Origin of the sequence: uncultured Campylobacter sp. (assembly GCF_938018145.1) — a bacterium.
In the GTDB taxonomy this organism is placed as follows: Bacteria; Campylobacterota; Campylobacteria; order Campylobacterales; family Campylobacteraceae; genus Campylobacter_A.
Genome location: NZ_CALIII010000376.1, coordinates 1 through 14,700 on the forward strand (window position 1 = coordinate 1; position 14,700 = coordinate 14,700).

The 14,700-nt window shown below is 47.4% G+C and carries 13 protein-coding genes and 1 tRNA gene; 8 read left to right on the top strand and 6 right to left on the bottom strand.

The annotated features are described in order from the left end of the window. Positions 1–1,162: cation:dicarboxylase symporter family transporter (locus Q0338_RS08695; protein ID WP_298086405.1), on the top strand; the 1,162-nt coding region annotated here is incomplete at its 5' end. Between the two features lie 49 nt (positions 1,163–1,211). On the opposite strand, the gene Q0338_RS08700 is transcribed toward Q0338_RS08695, so the two are convergent. After that, the gene (locus Q0338_RS08700) at positions 1,212–1,922 is read right to left on the bottom strand and encodes a DUF6882 domain-containing protein (protein WP_298086406.1); all 711 of its coding nucleotides are present in this window, start codon (positions 1,920–1,922) and stop codon (positions 1,212–1,214) included. A 136-nt stretch (positions 1,923–2,058) separates the two neighbouring features. On the opposite strand from Q0338_RS08700, the gene pepT reads away from it, so the two are divergent. Further along, positions 2,059–3,294, top strand: coding sequence for a peptidase T (gene pepT / locus Q0338_RS08705; protein ID WP_298086407.1), 1,236 nt, complete (start codon positions 2,059–2,061; stop codon positions 3,292–3,294). A gap of 208 nt (positions 3,295–3,502) precedes the next feature. Next, positions 3,503–4,072, top strand: coding sequence for a tetratricopeptide repeat protein (locus tag Q0338_RS08710; protein WP_298086408.1), 570 nt, complete (start codon positions 3,503–3,505; stop codon positions 4,070–4,072). Positions 4,073–4,257: 185 nt separating this feature from the next. Here the strand turns inward: Q0338_RS08710 and dcuC are convergent, their stop codons facing one another. Beyond that, complete coding sequence (gene dcuC / locus Q0338_RS08715) at positions 4,258–5,565, bottom strand: C4-dicarboxylate transporter DcuC (protein WP_298086409.1); 1,308 nt, start codon at positions 5,563–5,565, stop codon at positions 4,258–4,260. Between the two features lie 191 nt (positions 5,566–5,756). Beyond that, positions 5,757–6,467 (bottom strand): dipeptidase PepE, encoded by a 711-nt coding sequence (gene pepE / locus Q0338_RS08720; RefSeq protein ID WP_298086410.1) that lies wholly within the window; start codon positions 6,465–6,467, stop codon positions 5,757–5,759. Between the two features lie 250 nt (positions 6,468–6,717). Here pepE and Q0338_RS08725 point away from each other — a divergent pair, with 250 nt between their 5' ends. Continuing rightward, complete coding sequence (locus tag Q0338_RS08725) at positions 6,718–8,160, top strand: nicotinate phosphoribosyltransferase (protein WP_298086411.1); 1,443 nt, start codon at positions 6,718–6,720, stop codon at positions 8,158–8,160. A gap of 147 nt (positions 8,161–8,307) precedes the next feature. On the opposite strand, the gene Q0338_RS08730 is transcribed toward Q0338_RS08725, so the two are convergent. Beyond that, positions 8,308–8,384 (bottom strand) — tRNA-Ile (locus tag Q0338_RS08730). 110 nt (positions 8,385–8,494) lie between these two features. Between Q0338_RS08730 and Q0338_RS08735 the strand changes: the two genes are divergently transcribed. Continuing rightward, positions 8,495–8,911 (top strand): SseB family protein, encoded by a 417-nt coding sequence (locus Q0338_RS08735; protein ID WP_298086412.1) that lies wholly within the window; start codon positions 8,495–8,497, stop codon positions 8,909–8,911. A 94-nt stretch (positions 8,912–9,005) separates the two neighbouring features. After that, on the top strand, positions 9,006–9,635 hold the full coding sequence (locus Q0338_RS08740; protein WP_298086413.1) for a CbrC family protein: 630 nt from the start codon (positions 9,006–9,008) through the stop codon (positions 9,633–9,635). A gap of 1,029 nt (positions 9,636–10,664) precedes the next feature. On the opposite strand, the gene Q0338_RS08745 is transcribed toward Q0338_RS08740, so the two are convergent. Then, on the bottom strand, positions 10,665–11,912 hold the full coding sequence (locus Q0338_RS08745) for a DUF2130 domain-containing protein (protein ID WP_298086414.1): 1,248 nt from the start codon (positions 11,910–11,912) through the stop codon (positions 10,665–10,667). Beyond that, positions 11,913–13,403, bottom strand: coding sequence for a sodium/proline symporter PutP (gene putP, locus Q0338_RS08750; RefSeq protein WP_298086415.1), 1,491 nt, complete (start codon positions 13,401–13,403; stop codon positions 11,913–11,915). Positions 13,404–13,543: 140 nt separating this feature from the next. Between putP and Q0338_RS08755 the strand changes: the two genes are divergently transcribed. Further along, positions 13,544–14,254 (top strand): amino acid ABC transporter permease, encoded by a 711-nt coding sequence (locus Q0338_RS08755; protein ID WP_298086416.1) that lies wholly within the window; start codon positions 13,544–13,546, stop codon positions 14,252–14,254. Beyond that, on the top strand, positions 14,247–14,700 hold a 454-nt coding region (locus Q0338_RS08760), incomplete at its 3' end, for an ATP-binding cassette domain-containing protein (RefSeq protein ID WP_298086417.1). The genes Q0338_RS08755 and Q0338_RS08760, both read left to right, overlap by 8 nt.

A 14,700-nucleotide genomic window follows, 5' to 3' on the forward strand; every position in this document is an offset into this window, starting at 1 on the left:
GATAGTCTCAGGTATCATCGGACTTGAGAGTATGAAGGAGCTAGGCTCGATCGGACTTAAGGGATTTATCTACTTTGAGGTCGTTAGCACCATAGCCCTTGCAGTGGGAATAATCTTTGGCGAGACGCTAAAACCGGGTCACGATATGCACCTTGACTACACGCAGCTTGACGCCTCTAGCGTAGAAAAATTTACGAGCCAAGCCTCAAATATAGACGCAAATAGCGGAATTTTAGCGCATACGCTTCATATTTTACGCGGCGCCGTGCCTGTAGACGGCATTTTCCCTTACGTGCATCTGCTTGATCCGTTTATCAAATCAAACACGCTTCAAGTGCTATTTTTGGCCATCGTGACGGCTGTTGCGATCTCGTTTTTAAAGCACGACTATAAAAAGAAGATCCTAAGACCGCTTGAAATCGTTCAGCACTGGGTGCTAAAACTGCTTACGATTTTGATGCTATTTAGCCCGGTTGCGGCATTTTCCGCGATGGCTTTTTTGATCGGTAAATTCGGCATTAACTCGCTTTTAGGTATGCTTGAGCTACTTTTCGTTATGGCGATTGCAAGCTTATTTTTTATATTTGTCGTTCTGGGTATAATTTGCTATTTTGCAAAGGTCAATATCTTTAAATTTATGCGTTTCATCGCAAAAGAAGTCCTGATCGTGTTTGCGACGAGCTCCTCAGAGACCGCACTAGCTCCGCTCATGCAAAAGCTAGAAGCCGCAGGCATCCACAGAGGTGCGGTCGGACTCATCATACCGACGGGATATTCGTTTAACCTCGACTGCACGAACATCTACCTATCGCTTAGCGTTATTTTCCTCGCTCAAGCTTTCGGTATCCCGCTAACCGTCGAGCATTTGATACAAATTCTAGTCATCTTGATGGTAACGAGCAAGGGCGCCGTCGGCGTCACGGGCTCCGGATTTATCATACTTGCGGGTACGCTTGCCGCGCTTCCTAGCGCAGGTATCCCGGTCGTTACGGTTGCGGTGCTGCTTGGCGTGGATAAATTTATGTCCGAGATGCGCGCGGTCGGAAACCTCTGCGGCAACGCCGTAGGCTGCCTAATCATCTCGATCTGGGATAAAAAAGTAGATATGGAGAAATTCCGCTACGCGCTCGATCACCCGGACGAGTTTCACTTTCATTCGTAAATTTAAGGCGGTGGGCTTTTAGCTCATCGCCTCGCTCAAACTACACAAATTAAAATTCGTATTTAAACTCCGAAATCCTACCCTTGTCGTCAAATTTGATCAAAAGCTCTTTGTCAAATTTAGCTACGATTTCGTCTTTGGCTTTCTTAAAAAATCCGCCTTTCTCGATATTTTCATCAAATTTGACTCCGTTAAATTCCAAAAAGCTTTTGATGAAAATTTTGTGATCTACGTCGTGATTTTGTATGCAGCTACTTGCTGTTTTGACAAACTCGTGCGCGCTAAGAGGCTCAAAAAGCAAATCCGGCGCATCAGTTATAGCCACAAACGCACAGCCTTTATCGTGCCTGCAGCCGTAGTAGCATAAATTTTCGTCAGCGACTCCGCACGCGGCGATACATAGCGTATGGCCGTTAAAGGTTTCATCCAGCTCAAAGCTCGGTTCGCTAAAAGCTTGCAAACCCCACTCTAGCCCCGCGCGCAACACCTCCGCAGAAAACCGCGTCGCCTCCTCGCCAAAGTTATTTACGTTCGCGTGTCCCCACAGCCACGTGTCGCTCACGTTTGACTCGCTGCCGATAAACTGTATCTTGTAAATTTGATCGCCGAAAGCTATCTCGCATCGATCAAAATCAACGTTCCAGTCGAGGTTGCCGACGATATCCGCAAATCTATTTTGCACGGTCGCCATCTTGCCCAGCGTCGCCGAAAAAACCTGATGAAAGTCCGAAAAATCGCTTACGTAGCGTAAATTTCGCATTTTTGCTCCTTTAAATTTAGTTTGCGAATTATACCGATTAAATTTTAAACTTGCCCAAAAATATTAAAATTTTATTTTAAGCTTAATTAAAAGATAGTATAATTTCATAAATTTTATCTCAAATTTAGGAGCAAACATGGACATAGTCGAGAGATTTTTACGCTATACAAAAATCAACACAACGACAAACCGCGAAGCGGGCGCGGCGGGCGTGATGCCGTCAAACCCAACCGAGCACGATCTGGCAAAGCTGATAGAAAGCGAGCTAAAAGAGCTTGGTCTGCAAAATATAAAAAGACGAGAAAACGCCATAACTACGGCTGTTTTGCCGTCAAATTCCTCTAAAAAGCTGCCGTCCGTGGCGTTTTTCGCGCACCTTGATACTAGCGCGGAGCAAAAAAACGACACGAAAGCGCAAATCGTGCGCTACGAGGGCGGCGACGTCACGCTAAATAAAGAACTAGGTATCGCGCTAAAACAAAGCGAATTCCCAGAGCTAGCGAGCTATGTCGGAGACGATCTCATCGTAACCGACGGCACCAGCCTGCTAGGCGCCGACGACAAGGCCGCGATCGCCGCCATCGTAAACACTGCGCAGTTTTTCGTACAAAACCCGCAAATCGAGCACGGCGACGTGACGTTTGGCTTTTTACCCGACGAGGAGCAAGGCCTGCGCGGAGCCAAGGCGCTTGACGTCTCGGAGATCAAGGCTGATTTTGCCTACTGTCTTGATTGCTGCGGCATAGGCGAGCTGATTTACCAAAACTGGAACGCAGGCGACGCGGTCGTGACCTTCGTCGGGCAGTCTGCGCACCCGATGAACGCCAAGGGCAAGCTCGTAAATTCCTTGCTACTCGCGCACAAATTTATCTCGATGCTACCGGGCGGCGAAGCGCCTGAATACACCGACGGCGTCGAGGGCTACTACTGGGTCAAGGAGCTATCTGGCAACAGCGCAAAGACCGTGCTAAAGCTCGACGTTCGCGAATTTAACGAGGCGAAATACGCGCAGCGCATGGCGTTTTTACAAGATCTAGCCGACTCGTTTGCTAAAATTTACGGCGCGCACAGAGTGCAGATCAGCCTAAAAGACCGCTACAAAAACGTATTTAACTACCTCGCTGACGGAGAAAACAGCCTGCCCGTCGTCGCGGCCAAGCAGGCCTACGCACGCCTAAATATCGAGCCAAAAGTGATCCCGATGCGAGGCGGATACGACGGCGCGGTCATCTCGGAAAAAGGCGTACCGTGTCCGAATCTCTTTACCGGCGCGCACAACTTTCACTCCATCTACGAGTACCTGCCGGTAAAATCGCTACGCGCGGCCAGCAACGTCATCTGCGAGATCGTAAAAATCATAGCAGAGAAATAAACCGGGTCAAATTTGAGGGCGACTTCGCTCTCAAATTTGCAAATCACAATCGCCCGCTTACTACCTTTATCTACGTTTACGAGACCCATCTCTTAACGGCGCTAGCTCAAATTTACGTCAAATTTGAACCGTAAATTTGACCGAGTCGCCCGAATTTAAGCTCGCTTTGCGTAAAATGCGAAAGCAAATTTAAATAGGAGCAAATTTGATGAAAAAGATATTTTTACCGCTGATCGCCGCTTCGGTTTTGGCTGTCGGCGCCGATATAAACGCGCTGCAAAAGGAGTGCGACGGTAAAAACGGCACAAGCTGCTATGAGCTTGGAGTTTTATACGATAACGCGGGAAACGGAGCCGCGCAAGACTATCAAAAAGCGGCAGAGCTCTACTCAAAGGCGTGCGAGCTAGGCAGCGGTGCAGGCTGCTCAAATTTGGGCTTTTTATATGGCAACGGCAACGGCGTGGCGCAGGATAGCAAAAAAGCCGCCCAGCTTTACGCAAAGGCCTGCGATATGGGCGATGAAGCGGGTTGTTCAAATTTGGGCTTTGCCTACGCAAACGGGCGCGGCGCCAGGCAAGACTACGCAAAAGCTAGCGAATTTTACGCCAAAGCCTGCGAGATGGGCAACGGCGGCGGGTGCTACAATCTAGGCAACCTATACGCACAGGGACGAGGCGTCAAAGAGGACGCAAACGCAGCCGAAAAATACCTCAAAAAAGCGTGCAAAATGGAGCCCGAGCTAGCCTGCGACCGCTATAAAGAATTTACTCAAAAATAACATTGACCACCTTTGTGCGGTAAATTTGATGGGAAAATTTGCTGTTTTAGCCTTAAATTTTAGCGGCAAGCTGCACGTATGAACATCTCTCGCAAAAACCAAATCATGAGCCAGGACGACAGGCGTCGCCCCGGCAAATGCAAAGTCGGCAAGGCGCCGACTTTATCAAATTTAGCTCCGTAAATTTAGAGCATAAAAAACGCTATAACGCACACGGCTATCGCCATCGCAGGAGCCGTTCGCTTAGCTATCTCAACCGGGCTAACCATAGCTAGACCCGCGCACACGATCGCTGCACCAGCGATAGGAGACGACGAGCGGCCTAGCGCGCCTGAGATCGCAGCGGCCATGCCTAGTTTATCCTGCGCAAAGCCAAGGTCTGAGGCGTGAATGGTGATAGCTTGGTTGAACGCCATAGTAGCCGCGTCGCCCGAGCCCGTAACCGTACCCATGAGATACGGCACGAAAGTACCGCCGTAGCGCACGAACTCCTGAGAGTGTTTTAGCCACTCGGTGACCGCGTCGATCGCGCCGCACGCCTTTAGACCCGCGACGAAAACGCCAGCTGCGATGATGATACCCATGACCTCGGCGTAGGCGCTACCCATACCGTTAAAAAACTCTTTGGTGATCTTTTCCGGGCTCGTCCACGTGATGAAAACCGCGATGATAGCGCCAAGAATCATAGCCTCGGCCACGCCCATCTTCGTCCATGCTAGCCATGAGATTTTATTTAGGCCCGTACCGCCGACGACTAGGATAACTAGCGGGATGAGAGGCGCTAGAGCAAACAGCAAATTTACCTTCGTCTGCGTCGCTTCGCCGGAATTGCTTGTAGATTTAGGCGAAAAATCCTGCCCTTTTTGATAATCTTTAAAGATAATCGCCGTCAAACTAATCACGATCAAAACGACGATACCAGCGGCTACGGCGTTTGGAAACTGCACGCCGATGACGTCTTGGACGGTGTAGGCTTCGTTTGTCTTTTTAACCATGTCGGTTACGAAGATGTTGTGCGCTGAGCCAGGGCTTAGCACGCCGCCAAACGTACCCGCAAACACCGCCGCTCCAGCCATCGCAGGACGTACGCCAGAGGCCATCAAAAGCGGTATCATCGTAGCTCCGACCGCAGCCGAGCAGCCCGCAGCCGACGGTATCGCGATATTGATAAAATAAGTCAGCACGAATGTAGCCGGAATCAGCAAAAATCCGATATTTTTCATCGGCTTGGTAAGTAGCAAAACCAGGTGCTGGTCGCACTTAGTCACCTTCATAACGTAAGCAAAGCCCATGCTGGCGCAAATCGCCTTGATAAGGCCGGCCGAAGTCATCGACTTCGTAAAGCTCTCAAGCGCTCCGAGCGGATTTAGACAGATGACGCAGAGCACGAGTCCCACGCCGATGAGCACGGTTTTGGTCTCTCTTTTTTTGACCAATAAAAACACGACGGCGATCAAGCCTATGACCGCACAGATTAGCTTAGCAGTAGCCATTTTGTCCCCTTTCGTTTTGTGTTTTATACCTGTTTCAAATTTGACTCAAATTTGCGCCGCTTGGATTTTGCGCGCTAATTTGAGTCAAATTTAATCTTTTTATTTTTGTCGCCGATCGATGCCAAATCCAAATTTGAAGGCTCTTCTAAAACAGTTTCAAATTTGAAATTTGAGCCGCGAACCTAAAACGACTAAAATTTAAAGTTATCTCCGACTTTTATGAGCTCGGTTTCTTTTTGATACGCCATTTTTAAAACCGGACTGTTTTCCATGCCCATTACGGTTGCGTTTTCGCCCTTTATCCTTAGAGCCGTGCCTTCAGGTAGCGCATAGATCAGGCTTTTTTGATTTACTATCAAAAACTCCTCCAGCCTCTCCTCCCTGCTTTCGCCGTTGTGCCCAGCGATCTTGCCGCTGATAAAATGCGGATTTATCTGATGCGGGAAGATATTTAACGCGTCAAAGCTTTTTGGCATGATGATAGGCATGTCGTTTGTGGTCATCATCGTGCTTCCGGCGACGTTTGCACCCGCGCTCCAGCCAAAATACGGCACTCCGGCCTCCACTCTTTGTCTGATAGCTTCGACTAAATCAAATTTATAAAGATAGTAAAGCAGCGCAAAGGTGTTTCCGCCGCCGATACAGATGGCTTTAGCCTCGGCTACGGCGCGTTTTGGATCGCTAAATTTATGGATGGACGCGATATTTTTGTACTCCAGGCAGTCGATGACTTTTTGCTCATACTCGTCGTTTGTGCGCCTTACTCCGGCATACGGGATGAAAAGCACCTGCTCGCCGTAAACTCCGCACTCTTTTATAAAATCATGCACCCAGTTTTTGCAGTGTCTAAGATAGCCCGTATCTTTGTAGCTTGAGCTGCTTAAAAGCAAGGCTTGCTTCATAAAATCCTCCTAAATTTACAGATTTCAACGTCTAAAAACTCAAAAAATAATTTAAAATATAAAAATAATATAAAAATTTTTTTTAAATAAAAACTTTAAAACTATATGCTAATAGAGCTTAAAAACCGATAAAAAGTGATAATATTATGAGATTAAATAATATATTTGTTAAAAAGCGCTCCGCCGAATTTCAGCGTCTCGCAAGCCGCGGGGTTATATCATTATCAAATTTTAACGAGAAAGGGCAAAAATGACGCAGTTTGACGCGAGAAATGTCAGCATGGTGATGGATCTTTACGAACTTACGATGGCGGAGGGGTATTTTAAAAGCGGAGATCAGCCGCGCGTGGCGTTCGATGTTTTTTACCGCAAGGTGCCAGACGGCGGCGGTTTTGCGATATTTGCAGGACTTGAGCAGATCATAGAATATGTAGAAAATTTACACTTTGACGATAGCGACGTGGATTATCTGCGCTCATTAAATTTATTTAGCGAGGATTTTTTGGATTATCTGCGCAAATTTCGCTTTAAAGGCGATATATACGCATTTGCCGAGGGGACGATCATCTATCCGCAAGAGCCTTTTATGACCGTCGTAGCCTCGCCTATCGACGCGCAACTCATAGAAACCGCGATCCTATCGCAGATAAACCACCAAAGCCTCATCGCGACCAAGGCCAGGCGTGTCGTAAAGGCCGCGGACGGCAGGAGCGTGTTTGACTTCGGCGCTAGGCGCGCGCACAACCTAGACGCCGCGATATACGGCGCGAGGGCGGCCTACATCGGCGGCGCAGACGGTACGGCAACGGTGCTAGCGGCTAAGGCCTTTGGTATACCGACGACCGGCACGATGGCGCACAGCTGGGTGATGTATTTTGGCGACGAATTTGAAGCCTTTAAGCGCTACGCCCTGCTCTATCCGGACTCCGCTTCGCTGCTAGTAGATACTTACGACGTGCTACATAGCGGCGTGCCAAATGCGATAAAAACGGCAAAAGAGGTGCTAGAGCCGCTGGGCAAACGCCTAAAAGCGGTCAGACTGGACTCCGGCGACCTAGCATATCTATCCAAAAAAACGCGCGCGATGCTGGATGCCGCAGGGCTACAAGACTGCAAGATCACGGTCTCAAACAGCCTGGATGAGTACACTATCGCCTCGATCCTGGCTCAAGGCGGGCAAATAGACGGCTTTGGAGTGGGCGAACGGCTGATAACCTCCAAAAGCGATCCGATTTTTAGCGGGGTTTATAAGCTAGTAGCAGTCGAAAACGGCGGCAAATTTAGCCCGCGCATCAAGCTATCCGAAGCCGTAGAAAAGATGACCAATCCCGGCATAAAAAAGGTCTGGCGCATCTACCAAAACGGCCAAGCCATAGCCGACCTCATCGCAAACGCGGACGAAACGCCCGACCTCTCAAAACCCTACCGCTACATAGATCCCGATAGGCCGTGGAAGGAGCTGTATTTTGAGGGGTGCACGGCAAAACAGCTGCAAAATCTAGTCGTAAAAGACGGCAAACGCGTGGGCGAAAAGGTAAATTTAGCGCAAATCAGAGAGTACGTAAAAGAGCAGCTGGAAAATGAAATTTGGCAGGAGGAGCAGCGCTTTGAAAACCCGCACAAACACTACGTCGATATGAGCGTGGACTACTACGAGATGAAGATGAACCTGCTAAAACAAACCAAAAAATAGGCGAATCAGATTTCGCCTTTGTTTGATTTGACATCAAATTTGACCGCTAAATTTTAGGAATCGACTCAAATTTGACATACAATATTGTTTTAGATTATGTCTAATGATAAAATTGACTTTTAAAATTTGAAAAATAATGTGAATGGGTGGTGGGTTCACCAGGACTCGAACCTGGGACCATCCGGTTATGAGCCGGATGCTCTAACCAACTGAGCTATGAACCCGCCAGCTGAAGTGAGGTTGTGATTATAGCAACGCAAAGCTTATTTACTGCTAAATTTTGATTTAAAAACGCAAAAATGTATAATACGCCAAATTTAATCCAAGGCGAGAGATGAACGAAAATTTAAACGATTTCATAGACGCATTTTTACTAGACGGCGGCGAGCAGAGCGAAAAGGCGCTAATCTCGGCTCTAAAAAAGGCCGAGTTTTTGGCGCCCGTACTCATAAATCAAGCCTTAGCAAAACCAGACGGCAGCGCAGTTTACGAAGAAGAAGGCTCAAATATCAAATTTGTCTTGCTTGAAGACGAGGAGAGCGGGCTTAGCTATTTTCCGGCGTTTTCTAGCAGAGCCGAGATGATGAGATGGCGAAACGACGCCGAACAGGAGGCGATAAACCTGCGCCTAAAAGACTACGCCGCGATGCTAGAAAGCGCTGATGGCAAATACGCCGGAGTCGTGATAGACGCGTTTTCGCATAGTTTGATTTTAGATCTTGCAAAGCTCAAAGCGATCTGCGCGGAGTAAAATTTGGCCCAAATTCGGCGTCCGATAAGACAGTGGGTCCGCTCGGTAAATTTTAAGGACGGTACCGTCCGCAACCGCAAATTTGAGGGGAAAAATGGATAAGCTTAGACAAAGATATATCGCGATTCAAAAGGCGTTTTGGGACTCGGGTGGCGGCGCGGCGAGCATTTTGGCGCTCTATGAGTTCAAGGACGAGCTTGAAAAAAACGCCGAAAAAGAGGCGAAGCTCGTACTGGTAGACGTTTACGAGCTACTTGGGCTAAAAAAGAGCGCCTGCGAACTACTCGGTAAAATTTGCGATCCGAAAGACAGAAAACAGCTCAAAAAGCTCGGCTATCTAAAGCAGTATGCACAAAACGGCGACGCGGCAGCGGCGAAATTTGACGCCGGCTTCATCCAGGACGCGGATCCTCTGCCGCCGGGCGCTGCAGACGCGAAGAGCAAAACCGAGGAGCTATTTAAAAGGACGCCCGGGTATTTTAGCTGGCAGGGGGAGCACTGGCTTGCTTGCTGCGACGATTACTGCAAGTTTTTGGGCGACGTGGGCACAAAGGAGCTGCAGGATTTGGGCATAGCGGAGGAGGTGTTTGCAGACTACGCGCTACGCGGGGAATTTGCGGTAGAGGACGTGCGTGATTACCTAGTCGCGGGCGGCGATATGGCGGGCTATCTGTTTCGTTGCATCCGCTGCGGTAAGTATCAAATTTATGTCGATGCGAGTTAAATTTGAGAGAAAACTTGAAAAATTTTACTCGCCTAGCCCCGCATCTTGAAAATGTAAAATTTAGTTTGTTAAAATTTGACGTTATTTTGCTTTTATATTGATGGGTTTAAACTGCGCCATGCTTGGCGGTTGCAAGCGTAGCAGTCTCCTCTTGCTTGCAGGCTGCCTTAAGCGCTAGCGAACGCAGTGAAGCTAAAGTAGAACTTCGCTGGCTTTTTAAATTTTGGCCGAGTCAAATTTGCAGATTTAGCCCCATTACAAATTTAAAATATATAGCGCGGCGGCGCACCGAACCAGTGCTTAATCAATATGCTTTTGCGTACTTGCACTATTTTATTAATTTCCTTATCGCATAGCTCTTGGCGAATCCATACGCTCCGCTACCTAAATCAAATTTAAAATCTTCATTAAGCGAGATGTTGTAAATAGCGCTCATCGCAGTTTTAAAATTTACATCATCCTCGACAAATAAAAAATACAAAAACTTTTTATTTTTATAAAAGACGATTACAGGACGATATCCGAATGCATAAATTGTATAGAAATATGATATTTCCTCTTTTTTTGTTTTTATATTATTTCCGGTAATAAAATTTTGATTGGTAATACATATGCATCGCCTTTTATAATTTAATATCTCGCAACACATAATGTAAAATAGAAAAATTGAAACGGCGGATATGACAAGCATAGACAAGATACTGCCGTCTATGATATTAAACAAAACAAATAGCAAAAACATGCAAATAAACATCCTAACGACAAAAAAAGAATTTAAATTTTGATAGCAATACAGAACCTTCTCATCGTCATCAAGCCTGGCGCCTTTAGGCAAATCATAATCACTCAAATTTGAGCCTTTCGTTTTTAAATTTTAGCAGAGTTAAATTTGCAAATTTAGCAGGATATGAGACAAATGTTCCATGCAGAATAGGCATAGTTTAAATAAATTTTTCTTACCCGCAAAGGAGCGGACTAGTCGTGCGTGAGTGCGACTGGTGTAGAAAAATTTATTCTAAAATCCGCCGTTTATGGGGAATCAAAATCGCCCGCATCAAACCCCAGCTCCAGCGTCCTTATCTCCCCTATCGCATTTCCCGCGATCCCCTTTATCGAGCCAAACATCTCGATCGCGTTGTCGCGCACCTTTTCGATCTGTTTTTCGCGGCTCTTCCAGATGCGTTTCATCGCGTTTTTCTCGCGCTCCAGCTCCTCGCTCATCGCAGAAAAGCCCTCCACGATGGCCTCGATACGCATCTTAAACTCGTTGCTAACCAGATACGAGTAGAGCATCTCCATCTTGTTTGAGCGGTTTTGCGCGGAGTTCCTAGCGAAATTTAGCTCCACGACGCCCTGCCTTAGCACGAAGCAAAGCGCCTTAAACTCCTCGTAGTTGCACACCCATACGCCGTCAACCAGCCCCATGCGCTCTAGCTCCTTTGGACGCGCCTCGCTAACTAGCACCCCGACGTCAGCGCCCGAGGCACGCATATCGGCCTTAAATTTTTCTATCCATTCGTTTGAGAAATTTTTCGTGCGTTTGCTCTCGTAGTAGATTTTGCCGCAGTTTTGCGCCTCGCGGGTATTTACGATCTGCATCACGTCCGCGCCGTTTGCGCCCTTTTTGACCTCGTCTATGGTGTCAAATACGAACTTCTCCCGCAGCCACGCCTCGATGGCTAGCTCTTGCGTCTCGCCTTGTAGCTGCTCGCTGCCCTGCTCTATGCGCCTTTGCGCCTCGTTTAGCTGCTTTTTTAGCGCCTCTAGCTGCTCGTCTTTTTGCTTAAATTTTAGCTCGTTTTGTTCAGCCAAAGCCTTGCCTAGCCGCTCTTTTTCCTCGCTTAGGCGCTTGCTTAGCTCAGCCTCGGTTTTAGCCATCAGCGCGCTTTCAAACTCGCTCTTTTCGCGTTTTAGTTTTTCTATCTCAAGCGTCTTTAAATTTAGCTCGTTTATCTGCTTTGACTTGGCTTCAAGCTCGGTTTTTAGGGCATTTACTATGTTTAAATTTTCGCCCTCGAGTTTTGCTTTTATTTCATTTTCGAGCTCGGTTTTTTTAGCGTTTAGGGCTGCGGCAAATTTAGCGTCGAATTCTTTTTCCTTCGCGTTTAAAGCGTCCAAATGCGCCTTGTATTCGGCCCTTTTGGTCTCGATCTCTTTGTCGAAATCTCGCCTGGCCGCCGCCATTTTTTGCTTCATTTCAAGCTCAAGCTCTGTTTTAAGGGCTAAATTTACATCGACTTCGGCGCCGCAGTTACCGCATTTTACGCTACTTTGCATTTACAGCCTCGTTTTCATTTTTTCAAATTCGTCCTGCACGGTGGCCGAGTTTGGCTCGTTGCTCATCTTGTCTATCGCGTCGCCGTAGAGGCTGGTTAGATAAATCACGACGCAAGAAACCGCAAAGCCGGGCAATATCTCGTAAACGTAAGAATTTAGCCCCAGCGCTATCCACGCGATCACCGTCGCTCCGCCCGTTATCATACCTAGCAAGGCCGCTAGCGCGCTCATCCTGCGCCAGTAAAGGCTAAAAAGCAGCACCGGCCCAAAGCTCGCGCCAAAGCCCGCCCACGCGTAGCCCACGACGTTTAGCACGCTTTCGTTAAAGCTAAAAGCAAGCGCGGTAGCCACTAGCGCGACGGCCACGACGGCGTATCTGCCGGCTGCGACCTGAGCTTTTTGCGAAATTTCTTTTTTATAAAAGGCAAACACGAAGTCCTGCGTCACCGAGCTTGCGCTAACCAAAAGCTGGCTAGAGATCGTGCTCATGATAGCTGAAAGTACGGCCGAGATAATAATACCCACAAAAAACGGTTGAAACAGCGTCTCGCCAAGCTGCAAAAAGACCTTCTCTGGGTCTGCTAGAGGCAAATTTAACTCGCTGTAATACACAAAGCCGATCAGTCCGCTCATCATCGCTCCAGCTAAGCCTATCGCCATCCAGCCGATACCGATGCGGCGCGCTTGGGCTAGCTCTTTTGAGCTTCGTATCGCCATAAATCTAACGATGATGTGCGGCTGTCCGAAGTACCCAAGCCCCCACGCCATGAGTCCTAAGATGCTTAAAAAAGTCTGGTCGTAAAAGACGTTTAGGTGGTTTTTGCCGTATTTTGCCACCTCGCTCCAAAAGGTAGCGCCGTCTGGCAAATTTAGATTACAAAACGCGACTACGGGCACGGCAACTAGAACCAAAAACATCAACATACCCTGAAACGCGTCCGTAATGCAAACCGCGCGAAATCCGCCGAAAAACGTGTAAAAAACGACGATAGCGAGCGTAAAGATCGCGCCAAATTTAAAATCTAATCCAAAAAAGCTCTCAAAGCTTTTACCGCCCGCGATTATCCCGCTGCTCACATATAGCGTGAAAAATATCAAAATCAAAAGGCCGGAGACTATGCGTAAAATTTTAGTCTCGTCCTTAAAGCGATTTTGTAAAAAATCGGGGATCGTGATGCTGTCGCTAGCGACCTCGGTGTAGACGCGCAGACGCTTAGCTAAAAAGAGGTAGTTGCAATACGCTCCTATAACGAGCCCCAAAACCATCCAAATCGTAGCTAGCCCCGTGGCATATAGCGCGCCCGGTACGCCCAGCAGCATCCAGCCGCTCATATCGCTAGCTCCGGCGCTTAGCGCGGTTACGACCGGCCCTAGGCGGCGGTTGTCGAGCAGATATTCACCCATATTGGCGTTTTTGTTATAAGAGTATCGCCCCACGAAAAGCAAAAATCCAAAATACAGCGCGATGGCGATATAGCGTGCATAGTCCATTAAATTTCCCTCGGTTTTTTAAATTTAAGTTACGATAATATGATAAATTTGTTTAAAAGATAATTTTTTCGCGTAAAAAAGGTTAAATTTATATTTTTTTCCGTATTATTAACCCTCATTACACTTTTAAGGTTTAAGAAATGCTAAACGAAAAATTTTTCAGGGCGCTGTTTTTCGTCGTCATCGTCTCCGCGGGCGTTTATTATTTTTATCCGACGGAGTTAAACGAGGCTCAACGTCTAGCTTACCTTAAAAGCTACGGCGTGACGCTGGGACTCACCATCGGCGGCACGGCTATCGGCGTGACTTTGGGCTTTATTTTGGCGTTTTTAAAGTTTTTAAATATCAAAATTTTAAGCTTTCTCATCGACGAATACGTAGATATCCTGCGCGGAACGCCGATTATTTTGCAGCTTCTTATATTTTCGGTCGTGATTTTCGCGACCTGGAGCGATAACTTTTACGTCGCTTTGATCGCGCTTGGGCTAAACAGCTCCGCCTACGTCGCAGAGATCGTGCGTAGCGGCATAAATAGCGTCGATCGCGGCCAGATGGAAGCCGCGCGCGCGATGGGTCTGGGATACGGCACGGCGATGAAAGAGATCGTCTTTCCGCAGGCGATAAAAAACATCCTACCCGCGCTTGCGAATGAGTTTATAAGCCTTTTTAAAGAAACCTCGGTCGTAGGTTTGGTCGCAATTACCGACCTTACGTTTTTTTCAAAAAGTATGCAGGCGGCGCTTTATACCGTCCAGCCGATACTTTTTGCCGCAGTGATCTACTATGCGAGCGTGAAATTTTTCTCGCTTCTGGTAAAAATGCTGGAGAGAAGGTTAAATAGAAATGATTGAGATCTCAAATTTAACGAAATACTACGGCGAGCTGCTCGTTTTAGACGGCATTAGTAAGACGATAAATAAAGGCGATATCGTAGCGATAATCGGCCCTAGCGGCGGAGGGAAATCGACATTTTTGCGCTGCTTAAATTTGCTCGAAACCCCGACTAGCGGCACGATCAAAATAGACGGCAAGGATATTACCGACAAAGGCACGAATATCAATGAAATTCGCCGCAAGGTAAGCATGGTGTTTCAGCATTTCAATCTTTTTGAGCAGAGAACTGTGCTTAAAAATGTCATATACCCCTTGGAAATAGCGGGAGTTGATATGAATACAGCCAGAGCAAGGGGAATTGAACTTTTAAAGTTAGTTGGTCTCTATGATAAGGCGGACAGCTATCCTTCCATGCTTTCTGGCGGACAAAAACAAAGGGTAGCAATTGCAAGGGCACTTTCGG